Annotated in this window: 16 protein-coding genes; 4 read left to right on the plus strand and 12 right to left on the minus strand. The window is 34.2% G+C overall.

Going from position 1 to position 18,122, the window contains the following annotated elements; genetic code table 11:
- Window positions 1–105: 105 nt before the first annotated feature.
- The 8 genes from FDO66_RS05100 to FDO66_RS05135 form a co-directional block, all read right to left on the minus strand.
- Window positions 106–561: a TlpA family protein disulfide reductase gene (locus tag FDO66_RS05100; protein ID WP_141431343.1), complete on the minus strand. Its 456-nt coding sequence runs from the start codon at window positions 559–561 to the stop codon at window positions 106–108.
- Window positions 562–703: 142 nt separating this feature from the next.
- Complete coding sequence (locus tag FDO66_RS05105; RefSeq protein WP_141431344.1) at window positions 704–1,246, minus strand: peroxiredoxin; 543 nt, start codon at window positions 1,244–1,246, stop codon at window positions 704–706.
- 323 nt (window positions 1,247–1,569) lie between these two features.
- Window positions 1,570–2,697: an N-acetyldiaminopimelate deacetylase gene (locus FDO66_RS05110; RefSeq protein ID WP_141431345.1), complete on the minus strand. Its 1,128-nt coding sequence runs from the start codon at window positions 2,695–2,697 to the stop codon at window positions 1,570–1,572.
- A gap of 180 nt (window positions 2,698–2,877) precedes the next feature.
- Window positions 2,878–3,588 (minus strand): 2,3,4,5-tetrahydropyridine-2,6-dicarboxylate N-acetyltransferase, encoded by a 711-nt coding sequence (dapD, locus tag FDO66_RS05115; RefSeq protein ID WP_141431346.1) that lies wholly within the window; start codon window positions 3,586–3,588, stop codon window positions 2,878–2,880.
- Between the two features lie 263 nt (window positions 3,589–3,851).
- Window positions 3,852–4,736, minus strand: a complete 885-nt coding sequence (locus FDO66_RS05120) for a transcriptional regulator CcpC (RefSeq protein ID WP_141431347.1) — start codon at window positions 4,734–4,736, stop codon at window positions 3,852–3,854.
- A 157-nt stretch (window positions 4,737–4,893) separates the two neighbouring features.
- Window positions 4,894–5,349: a cyclic-di-AMP-binding protein CbpB gene (gene cbpB / locus FDO66_RS05125; protein WP_141431348.1), complete on the minus strand. Its 456-nt coding sequence runs from the start codon at window positions 5,347–5,349 to the stop codon at window positions 4,894–4,896.
- Between the two features lie 314 nt (window positions 5,350–5,663).
- A complete protein-coding gene (locus tag FDO66_RS05130) occupies window positions 5,664–5,900 on the minus strand; it encodes a YkuJ family protein (protein ID WP_141431349.1) in 237 nt (78 codons plus the stop codon).
- 248 nt (window positions 5,901–6,148) lie between these two features.
- Window positions 6,149–7,363: an EAL domain-containing protein gene (locus FDO66_RS05135; RefSeq protein ID WP_141431350.1), complete on the minus strand. Its 1,215-nt coding sequence runs from the start codon at window positions 7,361–7,363 to the stop codon at window positions 6,149–6,151.
- A gap of 215 nt (window positions 7,364–7,578) precedes the next feature.
- Between FDO66_RS05135 and FDO66_RS05140 the strand changes: the two genes are divergently transcribed.
- Together FDO66_RS05140 and FDO66_RS05145 are read left to right on the plus strand one after the other, a co-directional pair.
- Entirely contained in the window at window positions 7,579–8,361 is a 783-nt protein-coding gene (locus tag FDO66_RS05140; protein ID WP_258535584.1) for a C39 family peptidase, read from the plus strand.
- 210 nt (window positions 8,362–8,571) lie between these two features.
- Window positions 8,572–9,444: a metallophosphoesterase gene (locus FDO66_RS05145; protein ID WP_141431351.1), complete on the plus strand. Its 873-nt coding sequence runs from the start codon at window positions 8,572–8,574 to the stop codon at window positions 9,442–9,444.
- Window positions 9,445–9,491: 47 nt separating this feature from the next.
- On the opposite strand, the gene FDO66_RS05150 is transcribed toward FDO66_RS05145, so the two are convergent.
- Both FDO66_RS05150 and FDO66_RS05155 read right to left on the minus strand, forming a co-directional pair.
- A complete protein-coding gene (locus tag FDO66_RS05150) occupies window positions 9,492–12,620 on the minus strand; it encodes an MMPL family transporter (RefSeq protein WP_141431352.1) in 3,129 nt (1,042 codons plus the stop codon).
- Entirely contained in the window at window positions 12,617–13,075 is a 459-nt protein-coding gene (locus tag FDO66_RS05155) for a MarR family winged helix-turn-helix transcriptional regulator (RefSeq protein ID WP_141431353.1), read from the minus strand. The genes FDO66_RS05150 and FDO66_RS05155 overlap by 4 nt, the downstream gene beginning before the upstream one ends.
- A 183-nt stretch (window positions 13,076–13,258) precedes the next feature.
- Here FDO66_RS05155 and FDO66_RS05160 point away from each other — a divergent pair, with 183 nt between their 5' ends.
- On the plus strand, window positions 13,259–13,534 hold the full coding sequence (locus tag FDO66_RS05160) for a hypothetical protein (RefSeq protein ID WP_181444450.1): 276 nt from the start codon (window positions 13,259–13,261) through the stop codon (window positions 13,532–13,534).
- A 72-nt stretch (window positions 13,535–13,606) separates the two neighbouring features.
- Here FDO66_RS05160 and FDO66_RS05165 read toward each other — a convergent pair whose 3' ends face one another.
- Window positions 13,607–15,706, minus strand: coding sequence for an RNA degradosome polyphosphate kinase (locus FDO66_RS05165; protein ID WP_141431354.1), 2,100 nt, complete (start codon window positions 15,704–15,706; stop codon window positions 13,607–13,609).
- Window positions 15,707–15,787: 81 nt separating this feature from the next.
- Window positions 15,788–17,326 carry a Ppx/GppA family phosphatase gene (locus FDO66_RS05170; RefSeq protein WP_141431355.1) on the minus strand — a complete coding sequence of 513 codons (1,539 nt, stop codon included), beginning with the start codon at window positions 17,324–17,326 and terminating at the stop codon, window positions 15,788–15,790.
- Between the two features lie 277 nt (window positions 17,327–17,603).
- Here FDO66_RS05170 and FDO66_RS05175 point away from each other — a divergent pair, with 277 nt between their 5' ends.
- On the plus strand, window positions 17,604–18,071 hold the full coding sequence (locus tag FDO66_RS05175) for a YkyB family protein (RefSeq protein WP_141431356.1): 468 nt from the start codon (window positions 17,604–17,606) through the stop codon (window positions 18,069–18,071).
- The last annotated feature ends 51 nt before the right edge of the window (window positions 18,072–18,122 follow it).

The raw sequence follows: 18,122 nt of genomic DNA on the forward strand, positions 1-18,122 counted from the left end.
TATTTTACTATATGTTATCATACTAAATATTCATTAGCATAGAATGGATTATCAAAGAAGTAAAACCTTGTCCATATGACAAGGTTTTACTTATCCAGCAAATGTTTATTGCACTTTTTCCATCTCATCTAGTACACGATTTACACGTTTTTCAAGCATCTTCATTCCGCTTCCACCTGCCTGAAAATGCCGTAGCTTTCCATCTTTATCAAACACATAGTATGCAGGGACATATTGGTTTTCAAAAGCTTCAGTTAATTTATGCTCGCTATCTACAAATATCGGCTGAATAATACCATGATCTTCAGCTACTTTCTTGATTTCATCAAGATTCAAATCATCTTCAGAACGTGGCATATGAACAGCAATAACATTCAATTTATCTTTATATTCATCTCGAAATTGATTCACCTGAGGCATTGCTTCTTTGCACAGGTGACAGCTAATAGACCAAAAATGAACCAAAGTTGGTTTATTACCGACCAAATCATTTTTCGTTGTTTTTCCATTTAACCATTCTGTTGCACCTTCAAGCTCTGGCATTTGATCACGTAGTTTCATGTTCTTGCCTCCATTATTCATTAATTTTTAGATTTTTAACATGATATTATTAATTTATAAGTAAAGTGAATTGGAACAGAGATTTTTAAAAAAGACCTAACGATAGTGTTAGGCCTTTTTCGTAAGTATTTTTTTGGAGGGATTATAGTGTTTTTTGTCCTGGTTTCCAGTTTGCAGGGCAAAGTCCACCAGTTTGTAATGCTTGTAGTACACGTAAAGTTTCGTCTACATCACGGCCAATGTTATTATGGTTTACTACTTGATATTGCAATTCACCTTCTGGATTGATAATGAATAATCCACGAAGAGCTATACCATCTTCTTCAATTAATACACCATAGTCTCGTGATATGGTATGGTTTGTATCCGCTGCTAAAGGATAATTAAGATCTCCTAATCCATTATCTTTACGATCTGTTTTAATCCATGCTAAATGCGTATGAATTGTATCAGTAGAAACACCAACTATAACTGCATCAAGATCTTCAAACTCGTCATTACGGTCAGATAGAGCAGTGATTTCAGTAGGACATACAAAAGTAAAGTCCATTGGATAGAAGAAAAGAACCGTCCATTTTTCATTCTTAATATTTTCCTCAAGGCTTACTTTTCCGAATTCTTTATTAGGTAATACAGCTTCCATTTCAAATTTTGGTGCTTGTTTTCCTACAAAGCGTTCTGGCATGATAAAATCCCTCCAATATCATTTTTAAATGAGAAAATCAATTGATTTTCTCATTTATTATCGTGTTAAACAATCATTATTATAGTTGTTTTCAGTATTTTAGTCAACGCTAAATAATAATTAATTTAATTAAATACTCATTATAAAAATCGAACATTACAGCCTACTATTTGTTTTACCCAATTGCTAAAAAAATAGTCCAAAATACTGCTTCTATTTATTCTTAAGTTTACCAAATCTCACGAAACTAATAAAACAATACGCTTAAAAAAGAAAAGCGCAAACGCTATGCTGGATTGCACAGGGCGCTTACGCTTCTCTTTTTACTTTCCTTTAAATTCAATATACTTTGTAATCATGTCAATAGCTGTTTGAATGGCTGTTTCATTAGGGCTGAGTTTTGCATGATGAAGTCCGTATTCAGAATCGACACCAAGCCAAAACATAAATCCTGGAATTTCTTTTAACATGTAACCAAAATCCTCACCTGTCATCGCTTCTGTGCATTCATGTACATGAATATCTGTGTTTGTATGGACAAAATCCATAAACTCTCTTGTTAAGACTTCTTCATTATCAACCTCATAATACATACAACCGAAATCTATATTTCCTTCACACTCATAACCTACTTCGATTCCTTTAATCATCGAAGCTATTCTGCTCTTCACTTTATGCATTGATTCTACAGAAAGCGTTCGAATAGTCCCCTCTAACCTTGCCTTCTCAGCGATAATGTTTTGTACGGTTCCACCCGTAATTTTACCTATCGTAATAACCGCACTATCTAAAGGATCTACATTTCTAGAGACGATTGACTGAAGCTGAGTAACTAGGGCACAAGCAGCTACAATCATATCATTTGTTTTATGAGGATATGCAGCATGTCCACCTTTTCCCTTAAGATCAATAAATAATTCAGAAGTATTAGCAAATAAAAGACCTGGCTTGATTGCAATCGTTCCTACTGGGTATTCAGGTGCAATATGAAGAGCTAAAATCATGTCAGGTTTCCATTCTTTCATGATATCTGTATTCATCATTGGTTCCGCTCCACCAGGACCTTCTTCGGCAGGCTGAAAAATAAATAACACATTATCCTGAATTGGATTTTCAACAAAATATGTTAAAACACCAAGAGCAATGGACATATGGAAGTCGTGGCCACAAGCATGCATTTGCTCTGAATGAGTAGAGGAAAATGACAACCCAGTTTCTTCAGTGATTGGAAGTCCATCAATATCTGCACGATATCCAATCGTCTTTAAAGGATTTAAACCTAGAACTTTAACAAAAATCCCTGTTTTCCAAGCTTTAATTTCTAAACGGTCTTTCGAAAGAGTATGTAGATAATTTAACAAATAAGCTTGAGTTTTCACTTCTTGAAAACCTAATTCTGGTATTTGATGAAGATCTCTTCGTATTTTTATAAAAGTACTCACAGCTTCCATTTTCCCCCTCCGTGTTAATAAGTCTAAATAACTGTTTTAGAAACATTGTTTTAAAAAGAGGGTGACCTCCATGCCTATACAGTCCCCCAACATTCTGTTAAATCGATTTCAAGTAATATTGAAATCGATGCAGTTTGTTGGAGCAACTATAGCATATAGCCACCCTCATTCTATTTATTCTTAAAGCTGACGAAGCTCTTGCATAATTTCTGTTTTAGATTTTGTTTTTTCGTCAATTTCTTTTACAACTCGTGCAGGAGTACCCGCAACAAGTGTATTAGGAGGAACATCTTCTAATACTACAGCTCCTGCAGCTACAACAGACCCTTTTCCAACTGTTACTCCTTCAACAACAACAGCATTCGCACCTACTAATACATCGTCTTCAATAATAACTGGCTTTGCGGAAGGTGGCTCAATAACTCCAGCTAACACAGCTCCTGCACCGATATGACAATTTTTCCCTACTGTTGCTCTTCCACCCATTACAACACCCATATCGATCATCGTACCTTCACCGATAGAAGCTCCAATATTAATTATTGCACCCATCATAATGACTGCATTATCTCCAATTTCTACTTGATCTCGAATAATAGCACCAGGCTCAATTCGAGCTTTATATTTCTTCATATCAACTAGTGGAATTGCAGAATTTCTGCGGTCATTCTCAATTACAAATTCTTCAATTTTCTCTTTATTTCCTTCTAATGCAGTGTTAATTTCATCCCATTCCCCAAACACAACACCTGAATTTCCATTGATAAATGTTTTGGAGCTTGCTCCAAAATCGATTCCTTCTAAATCACCTTTAATATACACCTTTACTGGTGTTGATTTTTTACTGTTTTGAATAAAAGAAATAATCTCATGTGCATCCATCATTTTCATGATTAAAACCTCCAATATGTATATGCTAGACAATACTTTATCAAACAACCGGATGTAAGACAAGGAAAATTATAAGAAAAGCGCAGGCGCCCTTGCTTATCGACGTAAAGTGCTGGACTGAATCGAGTGAGATATAGGAGAGTCAAAGGACGTTAGTCATTCGTTCTCGACTTATCGTAGACGAGATGAGGGAAGCAATTCTAGTCGATAGGGCGCTAAAGCTAGACACCGGTCGGAGTTTCGAAAACTATACTTATTATCCATCAAGTCTGATTTTCTTTTATATGGTCTTTTACAATATCAACAAATGCTTGTACTTGTTTTAACTGAAATGACGATTCATAACCAAGCAGCCATGTATCCCTTTTAATAGGCTGCCCGTTATCATCTAGTAGAGGAATTTTATAAATAGGCTGCTCTGTTTGGTGCAAAGTAATTGATGGAAGAATGGCATATCCAATCCCATTCAGCGCCATTTGCTTACATGTTTCAATTTGGTCTACAGCAACAGTTCTTTTTGTCGCAGTTTGAAATTCTCGATGCCACCAATCTTGAATTAATTGATAGTAATTAGAATCACTTTTAAACTGAATAAATGGCCGCTTTGTTTCGAGTATTTGTTCAAGTCGATTAATTTCAGTATCAACTAAATATAAAGGATCTTCAAATAAATGTAGTTTAACCCCATTCCAATCTGGAGTTCCTCGAATAATTCCAATATGGACGTGATCCTCATAAACAGACTTCAACATTTCACTGCTCCAGCCTGTATTCAGGGAAATTTTCACATGAGGATAGCGTTGAACATACTTTTTTAATACTTTAGGTAGCCAATTTTGGCCAACAATAGAAGCTACAGCAATTTTTAATGTACCATGCACTTCCGTATTAAATGCATGAATCGATTCTTTAACCTTTTCTTCTTTCACAATGACTTCTTCAGCAAACTGGATAACCTGTTCCCCAGCAGGTGTAAGGGACAAGCCCTTTTGTGAACGAATAAAAAGCTTTGTTCCCCATTCTTTCTCGATATTTTGAAGCCTTTGCGACAAAGCAGGCTGAGAAACAAAAAGTCTCTCAGCAGCCTTTCTCATATTCATTTCCTGTGCTAGTACATAGAGAAGCTGCAATTCTGAAATAGCTGACATTCATTCATCTCTCCCATAATCTGCTTATAGCCATTGTATGTTTTTTAGAAGCACTAGTCATACCAATTTGTTAACAATAAAGCCTAGCAATGTATTTAATGCCACTATTCTTTTCATATAGCTTATCGCAAAAAACAGAGTCCCTGTAAAGAGACTCTTAATTGTTTTTATTTTTTCTTAAATTATTTAATTGACTGCTAAGCTGACTTAAAACGGAACGCCTTGTTAATATACCTTCAAAAAATCCATCTTTATTTTCAATACATAAAAACGGATGATCAACTAATAAACCAATAAATTGTTTTGCAGGTGAATCCACCTTTAATCTTGGGATATTTATGTTCATTACTTCTTCTACCCGCTTTTTTTCTAGCTTTTCAAATTCAATTCGTTCTATTCCAAGAATTGCATCCATAATGATGGGTGTACTAACTAATCCTTGAAGCTTATATTGCGGGTCTAGTACTGGTATGGCTGAATATCCGCTTTTCGTCAACAATAAAAGTGCATGCTCCAAACTGTTTCCTATTTGCACGTGGGCAACATGCTCAGACGAAATTAATAAATCACCAATGTTATTTTCTAAAAATTCTCCGCTGTGAAGATAGATCATAGCCGAAAACTCCTCAAAGGTTATTTGTACCTTGCTATCTTATCATAGTTTTTGGAAATACGCTCCTAATAACACAGAAAAGCGAAAGCGCTTATTTTTCACAAGGGCTAGGCGCTGGCCGATTAAGGGCGCCACGTCCTGTGGCAACATCGGCACTAGTACATCCTGTACGTCGGAGCTGGACATGTAAGAAAAGCGGAAGCGCATTAATTAAAACGCCGTCTTGTAGCGACGTCGGAGCTAGGCACCTGTCTACTTTAACATACTTTATTCTCTTTTAAAAAATAAAAGGAGCCAGCTGCTCCTTTTATTTATTATTGAAGTAAATCAAAAATTTCAATTGTAATCATATCAACATTATCAAATTGATATCTTTTTGGCTTTTCTTTTTCATTATACACTTCTAACTCAAATGTTTCTGTTTTTGGATGATATGTAACCTGACATTTTCTTTCTCCATTTACCTCAAAAAAACGCTGAGTTGGCTCTCCACCAATCGATTGTTCTTGTAGATTTTTTAAACGTGTTAATATACCTTGAAGCTGTGACATGCTCCCTCTCCTTTCAACCAAAACCGTTGTTTTTATCTTTCTCATTCAGCATGTTTCTATCCGTAAGTTTATAGAAAACTAATTTCAATTGTTAGACATGCATACTTACAGAATAATGAATGTTGAACATTTGTACAAGGAAATCTTACTTTTATCTTTCCTTTATTACAAATGAAACTCAATTTTTTATTTTAATATTATCCAGTATTAATCGCTGGAAACTCCCACTTAAGAAAATTTCACTTTATTTAAAGCAATTCCTCATGTTCATATAAAAAGCTATAAGTTAAATCAATAAATAAATAATGATCATTGCTTAGTGGATACGAGAAGGTTCTAACCGATTCACCTGTTTCAATATCGCTGTATAAGTCTGATAGAATTCCTTTTTTTTCATTCCTCATCTTGATAATATTTTCTAAAAAATAAGGTCTCCAGCTCCAATTTTTCTGAACGTAATCCTGCTGTAAAACCCATTGATTATCAGCCTTAAAAAGATTAGCAGACCTTTGAAACCCATCCTCATCACATACATACATTCTAAAGGCAATTCCATCCATTTCATTTCCTAATGTCTTAAGTAAATCTTCATATGCATTATATTTCCTATGCTTCATTAAAAACTCTTGCAGCTTTGTATTAAACGTCTCTGTAATTCGGAATAAAGCCTCAAGCTTTTTCTTTTCATATGAAATAAACTCATGACATTCATTTTTTAATTTTTCCTTTAATATATCCTTGTCTACAAAACAATCACTTGGCTTCTGAAGATAAAAACCTTGGTAATATCTTCCTCCATTCTTCCAAGCAAACTGAAGTTGAAATACCATCTCGATATTCTCAAATAACAAAGTAGCCCCAATTTTTCTTGCTAAAACGGACAATGAAAACAAAATATCCTGATAGGATGGTGCAGTTGTTGTTGAGCGCAAGGCTAACAAATCGATTTTTAAAATATTTGGTTCAAGCTGCCCGATTCGATCCAAATGACTACTATCATTCCCCATTTTGTCAATGGCAAGCTTAATTCCATACGTACGGTAATAAGCTAATAAATGATCTAAATGATCTGGCTGGCCTTTATAATTCCGTTCAGTAATTTCCAATACGATTCGGTCTAAGTTGATCCCTTTTTCTTGATATTGAAGAAGTAGTTGCAGAAATTCCTCTCCATCATCAACCATTAATAAATCCGCATCTCTATTTATAAACAAAAGGATATCTTTATCTAAGGTTAATGCTTGATCCAGTGCTTTAATTAATACGGTATTATCAACATCAATTCTATATTCATCCGGTATACTTTCATCCAAAAAAAATGGACCTAAGCTTTCTATACCTTCCTTGCTTCGATATCTACCAAGTATTTCATATCCGATAACACGATGTTCATCGGCACTGAATATCGGTTGAAAAAAAGGGATAACATTTTCTAAATCTGTTATGATATCCAATGCGTCCATAAAATTCTTTTCCTCCATCTTTCCAAATAATGAATAATTATACCATACATTTAACGCATTGATTAAACAATAGCGTTGTACATAAAGGCATGTTGATTTATTCAATTTCACAATACTTCCAAAACTAACCGCATCTGGGATCATTCAAACTACATATAAAAGAGATGAAAAACATAATCTATTTATTAAAGACGGTATGAAAGAAGGTTTAAGCCTTGAGAAAATACTTTGTTTTCTTAACCTTATTACCGCTCTTTGGATGTAGTCACGAACATCATTTTAACACAATTTCGCCTTTGCCTGCTCATGAAACATTGAATAACAACAAAAAGACACATATTCAGCAGCAAATGATCATCCATACCCCCCATGTACAGACAGAAAAGACGTTGCCGAGAAAAATTATTTTGGATGCTCCACTTATAAAACAAAATCCGGAGCTTAAATATGGATGTGAAGTCACGAGCATTGCTATGATGCTTCAATATGCTGGGACACCTATTAGCAAAATTGATCTGTATAAAAGGATAAAGAAAGACCCCGACCCTATAATCAAATCGGGGAAGGATATAATTCAATGGGGGGATCCAAACGAAGGATTTGTGGGGGATATGACAGGTAAAAAAGCTGGATATGCTGTTTTTGATAAACCAATTGAAAACTTAGTCAATTTTTATCTTCCAAACTGTGCAGTGAATTTATCAAATCAGCCCTTTACGGTATTGGAGGATCATTTATTAGATGGATATCCCATTGTCGTTTGGACAACAGGTGATTATCGTTTGCCAGATCGGTGGGAAGCATGGAAGCATCATAATCAAACCATATCTACTCCACTTGATCTTCATGCCGTTTTATTAGTTGGATTTGATCAGAATTATGTGTATATAAATGATCCTTTATCTGGAAGAAAGCAAGTAAAAGTAAACAAAACCCAATTTATTTCCTCGTGGATAGCACTAAAATCTAGAGCGATAAGTTATCAAAAATATGAATGATCTGTTGATCATTCATAAGTAGTACTACTCGAATTTGCCAAGCCTCAGCTACTCTTTATTAAGAAATAGGGTTTATCACAAAAAAGAAACAAAACAACGTTGACCTATACAAGTCGCTTCTAACTTATAGGTCTTCTTTTCATTTTTTGATTTGAAATAAGAGTTTATAGTTTGATAGTATAAGAGTTATGTTTAACTCAGGGGGAAACTATGAAAAAAATTTCAAGAAAGAAATTCCTTAAGGTTTCTTTAGGATCTATCCTTACAGCTTTTGGACTAAGCACAATTAGCTACCAATATTCAAGACATATCGAACCAAACCTTTTAGACATTAATCAATTTGAAATTAAAAACAAACGAATCCCAAAAAGCTTTCATCAATTTAAAATCATCCAATTTAGTGATACTCATTTAGGTTTTCAATATCGCCTTAATCAGCTAAAAGATCTTGTTGACACCATTAATTCATTAAACCCTGATATAATATTTTTTACAGGAGATTTAATGGACAACCCTAATCGATATGATAATCCACAAGAACTAATCCCCTTTCTTCAAAAGCTAAATGCGCCTTTCGGTAAATTTGCAGTGTATGGAAATCATGATCATGGTGGATATGGCACTGAAATATACAAATCCATTATCGAAGAAAGTGGCTTTACTCTTCTATTAAATGAGGGAAAAGAAATAAAACTAATAGATCAAAGTCATATTTATGTTATCGGTATTGATGATGCGAAGCTTGGAAAACCAGATTTTAGAAAAGCTACTTCAAATGTTTCAAAATCAGCCTTTAAGATTTTATTATCCCACGCGCCTGATTTAGCAGATGAAGCAGTTCAATATGGAATCCATCTTCAATTAAGCGGACACAGTCATGGGGGACAAATTAAAATTCCTTTTTACGGAGCATTGGTAAAGCCACCATACGCACGGAAATATGTAGAAGGTTTTTATTCAATTAAGAGCACAATTCCATTAACCTTATATGTGAATCGTGGTCTCGGAACAACACGATTACCTTTTCGTTTCCTCTCAGTACCAGAATTAACTTTATTCACTTTACTATCAGAGGATGATTAAAGGATGCCCATAATCATAATGAGCATCCTTTTATATTTCGTTATGATTTATTTTTGTATAAAAAACGGCCACCAGTTTGCTCTTCCAAATAGCTTTGCAACCACAGGCACAAACAATGGCAAGATAATAAATGCATAAAACAATAGACCCGCAAGAACAAGTGTTGAAATTTGTAGTAGAGATAGCACACCAGATGGCAGCATTGCCGCAAAAGTACCTGAAAGAATAATTACGGCTGAAATAATGACTGTTCCCATATTTCGCATAGAAAGCATTAATGCTTTTTCAATTTTCATATCTTTATATTCATTAAAACGATCCATTAGAAAAATGGAATAGTCTACACCTAAAGCCATCAAGATGACAAATCCAAAAAATGGTACAGACCAATTAAGTCCGGGATATCCAAGAATATTTACAAAAATAAGCTCGGTAATAGACAACGAAGAAAAATAAGTAATGATCAATGAAACAATTAAATAGATTGGCATAATAAGAGATTTTAATAATAAGACAAGGATGACGCCTATTCCAACGAGCATTAACAAAACTGTTCTTGAATAATCCGCATCGGAAATATTCTTTAAATCATGATTAATGCTTGTAACGCCTGTTACACCAATTTCAGCCTTCTCTAATTTTGTACCTTTCACAGCTCTATTAACAGCTTCCTTAAGATCAGCAACCTTCGTTAAAGCCTCATTTGAATATGGATTTACTTTTAATATAACATCCATGGTTGTTACTTTTCCGTCCTCAGACATATACGTATTAAAGACTTGAGAAAAATCTTGACTGGACACTACATCGTCAGGAATATAAAAGCCACTTAACTCACTATCCTTAATACTTGAGAGTTTTTCTAAATAATCCGTAGCAGAGGTTAATCCATTTCCGATTTGATTGAGCCCTGTTGAGCTGTCATTTAGACCTGTTTGTAATTGGTCAAGTTGACTTACTAGTTCACTAAATCCATTTTGAAGCTGAGTCTGACCTCCAGCTATTCCATCTAGACCATGCTCTATCTTTGGAACCTCAGAAATAATTTTCCCTTGCCCTTGACCAGCAGCATCAACCCCTTTTTCAAGCTGATCTACTGCATTTATAAATTGATCAAACCCTGCTGTCAGTTGTAATTGTCCTAATGTTATTTCATTCATGCTTTTATTTGCAACAGCTATATTTTGTGACAATAAAGCAAAATTTTGATTTAAATTTTTCAAACCTACAGTTATGGATGGGAAAGATTGATTGACGCCTGCAATAGTTTGTTTGATTATTCCAAAATCAGGGTCGCTTTCGATTCCAGGGTACTTCCCATTAGATTCAATATTTTGTAATGGTTTATCTAGATTTTTTACATTTGACTGGAGTTCATTTAATCCATTTTCTACTTTTTGATAGTTTTGATAAAGCTCATTCATTCCGTCAGCCGCTTTATGATAGCCATTTGACAGCTGCTGCTGCCCAGCACTTAATTGACCAGCGCTTATCTTTGCTTCATTAAGTCCAGATTTTAATTGTCCTAAACCGACAGTTCCTTGTTTTAAGCCTGTTTCAATTTGAATTAATCCATTTTTAAGATCGGTAACTCCCGATTTTAATTGATTCGTCCCATTTACAAGCTCAGACACGCTGGATACAGCTTGGTTCATCTGCGGCTTTGAGGAATTGATTGAATTCGCAGCGCTGCTTAAACCATTCTTAATTGTAGTTATTCCGTTATTCCCTTCTGTTAATCCATCCTTAAGCTGATTCGCTTGATTATTGACGTAAAAATCTTTTATTTGATCTCCAACTGGTCGAGTTGCACTTCGAACTTTTTCTATGTCATCAACATTTTCAATTTCTCTTGTAATCTTTTCAACTAAATTTAAATACTCACTATTTTTCATATTTTCATCATTTTCTATGACTACTTTCGCTGGCAGCGCTTCTCCCGGCCCAAAGTTATCGGCAATAATATTAAACCCTTTAACCGAATTATAGTTTTCACCAATTTCATCTAATGAATTAAAGGACAGACTCCCATCGTACTTTATTAACAATGGTGTAACAATGATCCCAATAATTATAAGTGTAACGATAGGGCGACTAAGCGATAACTTCCCAGCTAGTCCCCAAAGCTTACTTTGAGAATGAGAAATTTCTCCTTTTACAGGCCAAAAGAGCTTTTTCCCTAGTACCGCCATAAAAAACGGAACAATGGTCATAAGGGCAATCAATAATACTGCAACCCCAATAGCGACACCTACAGCTGATTGATAGAGTTTAAAAGTAGCAAAGCCAATAGATATAAATCCAGCTAATACAGCTAGTCCGCTAAACAATACTGTTTTCCCAGCTGTTTTGTATGTTTCAATAATGGCTGATATAATATTTTCCTCACTTGAAAGCTCTTCTTTAAAACGAGTCAAAAGTAGAATACAGTAATCTGTTCCTACTCCAAAAAGGATGACCACTAAAAAAATTTGTGTAAAATTTGATAATGGGAAGTTTAATCGATCCACTAAAAAAGCAACAATCGCTTGGCTTGTGACATACGTTAATCCCACTGTAATCAGTGGAACAAATGGGGCAACAAACGATCTAAATACGAGAATCAAAACGACTAAAATAAACACAAGCGTAATCAACTCTGTTTTTTTCAATCCATTTTGAGAGCTAATGATAACATCTTCACTAATGAAATTATTCCCTGTCATATAGGTTTTTACACCATCTGTTTTAATAGCATCTTCTAGTTTATCCCGAACTTCTTTTACTTCTCTTCCTTTAAAGCTAACATCGAGCAAACCAAGTATCGTTTGCCTATTTTCGCTATACAACTGATCCTTTAAGTCCGGATTATTAAATTGATTCGTTATTTCATTAATCCCCAGTTCACTTCGTTTTTGTGAAAGAGTTTCAAATGTTTTTTCCACTTCTGCAATTTGGGCATTAGTAAATCCCTTTTTTTCATGAAAAACTAAAACTACTGTATTGCTATTTTCATTTTTAGGATTGTGTTCTTCGATGATTTTACTTCCTATTGTAGAAGGATAGCCATCTGGAACCTTTATCTGCCCTTTCTCTCTTACTAAATTCTCCATGTTCGGGGCAAAAAGAACGAGAACGGTCACACATATGATCCAAGCTAAAAGGACTAACCAGCGAAATCGAATAATTTGACTCATTTTGTCTGCTCTCCCTTCACTTTCTTATCAATAATTGCAGTTATTTTTTCGTAGAGTGAAAGGAAGGTTTCAAATTCATCTTGTGTCAGCTCTTCTAAATAGGAACCAACAAAGCTTTCAATCCTTTCCTCTCCTTTTAAATAAATTAGTTCTCCTGCTTCTGTTATTTTTATGTATACACTTCGTCGATCATTATCATCTCTAATTCTTTCCACTAAACCTCGAGCGTATAATCGATCAATCTTTGCTGTCATTGCGCTTTTGTTTACTCCACAGCAATCAGCAAGCTCGGAAGGACGTAAATCACCATATTTATGTAATTGCTTTAAAACTGCAAATTGCTCTAACGTAAGGTCGAGACCTTGATCAGAAACGATATTAGAAATATTCTTCATTGCAAATAAATAAACATTTTGATAGCGATCAATAAGCTGTTTAATCAAATGATTTGCCATTTTAGTTCACCCCATTAATTATTCATATCATGAACTATATAACAATCTCTTATAACTGTCAATATTTTCTTGCATCTATTTAGGTCATTCGTGGAATCTAACAACACTACTAAAGGACAGGCGCAAAGTTTAACTTTATGAAATAGACTAAAAAAAATAGATTTTCAGAAAGAGGTATGCAAAATGTATTATCGTCTTCCGAGAAATGTTCTTCCTTATCAAAATCAGAGGTTTTTTGGGTTCGGTTTATTGCCATTTGTTGCTGGCTCTGTTTTTGGTCTTGCGGCAGCACCTTTTTTCTTTAGACCCCCATATCCGTACCCTTATCCGTATCCAGTTCCTTATCCTCTTCCTACACCATACCCAGCTCCATATGCTGCACAGCCATCATTTGCTCCATATCAACAACCATCTTATGTAGGGACAGAAAATATTAATATATATCCAAATAAGTTTTAAAGAGAATGCATTCTAAAAAGAAAAAAGTGCCAGTTATCTTTTTAATACAGATAACTGGCACTTCGGATAATCTTATTCATTAAGCTGAACGACTTTATTAGCTTGTTCCATTAATAAGTTCTGACTGCAATTAGGTTCCTGGTCAATAGAAGGTGTAACGTAATGATAAATGCCATCAGCATCTTGCTCTCTTGCTTTTAAAGTATCATTTAAGTGCAGCTGTAATGTATTCTTCAGCCTTTTCTTTAAGGATCCTTTAAAGATTGGAAATAAAATTTCAACACGATTTTCCATATTTCTTGTCATCATATCTGCAGAGGATAAAAAGATTTTTTCTTCACCATTATGATGGAAATAATAGACTCTACTATGCTCTAAAAAGCGTCCTAAAATGCTAATTACTCGAATATTTTCACTTACATTTTTGATCCCAGGCTTTAAGCAACAAATCCCTCTTATTATTAATTCAATTTTTACCCCTTTACAAGAGGCTTCATACATTTTTAGAATAATGTCTTTATCCGACAAGGAATTCATCTTAAAAATCATATGCCCATTTCCATTTTTTAAATGAAAGTTAATTTCTTCATCGATTAAATCAATAAATTTATTTTTAATATCAAAAGGTGAAACAAACATGTGATGATATTGGGGCTTTTCAGAATAACCGCTTAGAAAATTAAAGAAATTCGTAGCATCGATGCCAAATCTTCTATTTGTCGTGATTAAGCCTAAATCTGTATATATTTTTGCAGTTTGATCGTTATAATTTCCTGTTCCTAAATGGACAAACCGTTCTATTGTGCCATGCTTTCTTCTAACGATAAGCGTAATTTTACTATGGGTTTTTAAATGCGTCATCCCATAAATAACATGACAGCCTGCTTTTTCAAGCTCCTTTGCCCATTGAACATTATTTTCCTCATCAAATCTTGCCTTTAATTCCACTAAAACAGTAACTTGCTTCCCTTTTTCAGCAGCACGCTTTAGGGCTTCTATAATAGGAGATCCTCCACTTACGCGATAAAGAGTTTGTTTAATCGCGAGTACATCTTTATCATCTGCTGCTTCGGATAAAAAATCAAGGACAGGCTGAAATGATTCATACGGGTGGTGCAATAAAATGTCCTGTTCTAATGCCTTATCAAAAATATTTTCGTCAAAATCTAAATCTATTGGATTTTGTGGTATAAACGTTTCATAAATGAGTTTTTCTCTTTTCCCAGCTAAAAGCTTATACAAGGAGAATAAACTTGTTTGATCAATTAATCCATTAATTCGATAAACATCTTGCTCTAATATTTCCAATTCATCTAATAAATACGAAAGCACTTCCTCATCAAGTTGATCTCCGTCTATTTCTAAACGAACCTCCGCTCCCCATTTTCTCTTTTTTAATTCTTTTTCAATTTCATATAGTAGATCATCCGAGCCTTCTTCATGAATCGTTAAGTCTGCATTTCTTGTAATCCGAAATTGGGTAACAGAAAGAACTTTAAAGCCATTAAACATTTTATGAATAAAATGACAAATCACATCCTCAAGCATAACAAAATGGATCTGATCGTCATACGATGGAATTTCAATAAAACGGCTTAATACGGCTGGAACTTGAACAATCGCTAATTTATTTCTATATTCTTCATCATCTTTTACTCCTTCAATAGATACAGCCAAATTTAAAGATTTATTTAAGAGCATCGGAAAAGGACGATAAGCATCAACTGCTAATGGAGTTAAAACAGGGAAAATTTGTTCATCGAAATACGCTTCGAGCTCCATTAGCTGCTCATTTGTTAATTGGTCTGTCTCTAAAAGAGAAATATTTTCTTTATATAATTCTGGCAGTATCATATGATGGAAAGTCTCTGTTTGTTTCTTGACAAGTACATGCGCTATTTCAGAAATCCTGTCCAATTGTTGCCTAGGGGTCAAGCCCGCTTTATTCTCTGGTTTATTAAAGCCAGCCTTCACTTGATCCTTAAGACCAGCAACTCGCACCATAAAAAATTCATCTAAATTAGAGCTAAAAATCGCTAAGTATTTCATTCTTTCTAATACAGGATTACTTTGATCAAGCGCTTCTTCTAAAACGCGTTCATTAAAAGAAAGCCAACTAAGCTCTCGATTATTAAAATGCGATGGATTATTTAACTCTAAATATTCAGTCATCATTACACACCTTTTATAAAAATTTTCGTCAAGTTATCATAACACTCTATGTGAATAATATGGTAGATATTACTTAAAAATTTACATAAAATTTACTAATTTAAATTTTAACTGAATCGATTGTTTAAGCGCCTTTTCAAGTTGCCGTACTTCCTTTTCTGCATAGTATTTTTCTACAAAAAAATCACCTTTACAGTAAATAACAAACTGTATCTGATTCTCACCGATTATTTCTGCATGAATTTTATTTACAATTCCTCTTTTTGACGCATCTAATGAAGCGGCAAACTTTGTTATTGCTCCTGCCATTCGAAGGTCAGACATTTCTTCCTTCCCAAACCAATTTGAAAAGGGCGCTACATATTGCTTAAGCAAAGCATTATTTTTAAAAGAAGCAATAAGTGCTAGCTTCACTCTGCTTCTATGCTCTAACCCGTTAATAGACTGATGGGCAAGCAAATAAAATGTGTGTTGACTACTAGCATTTTGATCAATATATTTTCCTATATAATAAAGCCGAGCCCCTCTTTTAAGCTCCTTTATGAATAGGTTGCTATCATTACCACGATAAAAGGTTTTTATTTGATGAAAGACTTCTACAGCCAGCCTTGCAGTGTTATTTGTGTGATTAAGATCCATTCCATAATCATATATAAGCTCATTAATATTTTTATTAATAATTTCCTCTGTTTTCGGATAGTCATCTTTTTTTTCATGAACATGAATATAGATCCCATCACGAAGTCCCTTTCTGCTCAGCATAAACTGTTTTGCACCCGTATACTTAATAAGCTGAACAAAAACTTCAATAGCAGGAATAATAATGTCAGCCCTGTCCTTTGAAAGCCCTTCAACTTTTTCAAGCTGGCTAATGTTCATGCTTTCTAAATAAGAACGAATGTATAATAAATCTTCAGGCTTCATTACATATTGATGAATACTTGAAAGCAAATAATTCTTTATCCCTTGATCAATTTGTGCAATATTCCTCGCACTTCCTCCAATGGCCACAATTGGTACATTCAAATCCTTTAACCAAGGGAGCTTTTCAAAGGATGATTGAATAAATTTGATAAGTTTTTCTTTTTCTTCTTCAAGAATTTGCTCTCCTTTAATAAATTGTTCCTTCAATGAAACAACCCCAAATGGAAAACTATAGGAATGAACGAGTTTTCTATTTTTATAATAGGTAACTTCTGTACTACCACCGCCAATGTCAATTGTAACTCCCTCCGTAACAGGGGTTGTTCGACTAACAGCTAAGTATCCATAGTACGCTTCCTTCTCCTCTGAAAGCACTTTGATATCAAAGCCCGTTTCTTTTTTTACTCTTTTTATTATTTTCGCTTGATTTTTTGCTTGTCTGATTGTAGCAGTTGCCACACATAAAACTTCACTCACTTGATGAAATTCGATAATTTTACGAAAGCCATTTAATATTTTTATTAATAGATTGCAACCTTTATCATCTAATATTTTGTCTTCTTGTAAATAGTGACGAAGTCTGGCAACTGACTTTATATTTTCAAGCTCTCTACAACCACCATGATTGTATTCATATATAACAAGGCGAATTGTATTTGAACCTATATCAATAATTGACCATTTTTCTCCCATCATGTAAACGAAATCTCCTGCCTTTCTTTTATGACCTTATATTATGAGCATCTATTTCATATATAAATATTATCATGTTTATCTTCCCATTTTTCATATTATTAGTGATTAATGATCACCTATTCAGTCAATAATGAAACTAATGGTTATTTAGATTAATGAACAAGTTTCCAAGCAGGATTCTTCATTACTATATTGAATAATGATTGGTCCTTTTTTTTCACACTAAGTAGCGTTATAATAAAGATGAAATATTCATTGTATAGAAAGGAGTAAGAGCGTGAACGGATATGATAATCTCCCGCCTCGGTTAAATCCAACCATTGAAAGCCTCTCCCAAGCGATCTTCGTGGTTAATCGACATGCAAAAACAGCTACTAATCCAAAATATTTATATAAATTGAAGCACAATGCCTTACAAAAATTGATAAAAGAAGGAAAAGCAAAAAAAGTCGGCCTTCATTTTTCAAGCAATCCAAAATTAAGTCAACAGCAATCAGATGTATTGGTCGTTTGTGGAAATTACTCCTTCCACTTGCCTCCTACAAAACAAGACTTCGATCAATTACCTCATTTAGGATCACTAAATAATTCCGTTCGAAATCCTAAAGCATTACTTTCTCTAAAACAAGCCAAAAGTATGTTATCTGACTACACTGGTTTAACTGAAATAGAGCAAATGAATCAACCTAAAAAAAGTAAATACAATAAACCCGTATTTAAAAAACTTGGTGAAAGTTACTACTAAAAAGCGTCTGGTATTTAAGCTGCTTCGAGAAAAAGAGCTGGCCTTGCTAAG

Source organism: Bacillus sp. 03113 (genome assembly GCF_006546985.1).
Lineage (GTDB): Bacteria > Bacillota > Bacilli > Bacillales > Cytobacillaceae > VATK01.

What these genes read in the sequence shown, in the direction of transcription:
- FDO66_RS05100 (WP_141431343.1), bottom strand. Translation starts at nt 561, where the DNA reads ATGAAACTACGTGATCAAATGCCAGAGCTTGAAGGTGCAACAGAATGG.
- FDO66_RS05105 (WP_141431344.1), bottom strand. Translation starts at nt 1,246, where the DNA reads ATGCCAGAACGCTTTGTAGGAAAACAAGCACCAAAATTTGAAATGGAA.
- FDO66_RS05110 (WP_141431345.1), bottom strand. Translation starts at nt 2,697, where the DNA reads ATGGAAGCTGTGAGTACTTTTATAAAAATACGAAGAGATCTTCATCAA.
- dapD (WP_141431346.1), bottom strand. Translation starts at nt 3,588, where the DNA reads ATGAAAATGATGGATGCACATGAGATTATTTCTTTTATTCAAAACAGT.
- FDO66_RS05120 (WP_141431347.1), bottom strand. Translation starts at nt 4,736, where the DNA reads ATGTCAGCTATTTCAGAATTGCAGCTTCTCTATGTACTAGCACAGGAA.
- cbpB (WP_141431348.1), bottom strand. Translation starts at nt 5,349, where the DNA reads ATGATCTATCTTCACAGCGGAGAATTTTTAGAAAATAACATTGGTGAT.
- FDO66_RS05130 (WP_141431349.1), bottom strand. Translation starts at nt 5,900, where the DNA reads ATGTCACAGCTTCAAGGTATATTAACACGTTTAAAAAATCTACAAGAA.
- FDO66_RS05135 (WP_141431350.1), bottom strand. Translation starts at nt 7,363, where the DNA reads ATGGACGCATTGGATATCATAACAGATTTAGAAAATGTTATCCCTTTT.
- FDO66_RS05145 (WP_141431351.1), top strand. Translation starts at nt 8,572, where the DNA reads ATGAAAAAAATTTCAAGAAAGAAATTCCTTAAGGTTTCTTTAGGATCT.
- FDO66_RS05150 (WP_141431352.1), bottom strand. Translation starts at nt 12,620, where the DNA reads ATGAGTCAAATTATTCGATTTCGCTGGTTAGTCCTTTTAGCTTGGATC.
- FDO66_RS05155 (WP_141431353.1), bottom strand. Translation starts at nt 13,075, where the DNA reads ATGGCAAATCATTTGATTAAACAGCTTATTGATCGCTATCAAAATGTT.
- FDO66_RS05160 (WP_181444450.1), top strand. Translation starts at nt 13,259, where the DNA reads ATGTATTATCGTCTTCCGAGAAATGTTCTTCCTTATCAAAATCAGAGG.
- FDO66_RS05165 (WP_141431354.1), bottom strand. Translation starts at nt 15,706, where the DNA reads ATGACTGAATATTTAGAGTTAAATAATCCATCGCATTTTAATAATCGA.
- FDO66_RS05170 (WP_141431355.1), bottom strand. Translation starts at nt 17,326, where the DNA reads ATGATGGGAGAAAAATGGTCAATTATTGATATAGGTTCAAATACAATT.